Genomic DNA, 361 nt, shown 5'->3' with positions numbered 1-361 from the left:
TGCGCCTCGGCGGCGGCCGCGCGGGCGCGCTCGCGGCGCTGCGCGAGCGTCGCGGCCTCGGCCTCAAGGCGCTCGAGGGCCTCGGCCGCGCGCGCCACCTCCTGCCCAGCTGCGAGGATCTGCGCGTCGGACTCGTGGAGGGCGGCGAGGGCGGTGTCCACGTCCGCCTGGGCCGCCTGGGCGCGCTCGGCCAGCGCGGGGCGCTGTGCGTCGAGGGCGGCGAGGTCCGCGCTCGCGGCTTCGAGGTCCGCGTGCGCCTCGTTCAGCGCGGTGCGGGCGGCCAGGCGGGCGCCCTCGCCGGCGCCGGCGCGGGTGAGGCGGTGGGGTCGCACGACCTCGCCGCCCAGCGCGGCGAACGTCG

General features: G+C 81.7%; 1 protein-coding gene. It reads right to left on the bottom strand.

The features are described from left to right. A partial coding sequence (locus tag GSY69_RS13910) for a hypothetical protein (protein ID WP_160954410.1) occupies nucleotides 1-361 on the bottom strand: 361 nt, incomplete at both ends.

The sequence above is a fragment of the Brevibacterium rongguiense genome (assembly GCF_009857845.1).
In the GTDB taxonomy this organism is placed as follows: Bacteria; Actinomycetota; Actinomycetes; order Actinomycetales; family Brevibacteriaceae; genus Brevibacterium; species Brevibacterium rongguiense.
This window is presented reverse-complemented; position numbering and strand designations above follow the sequence as displayed.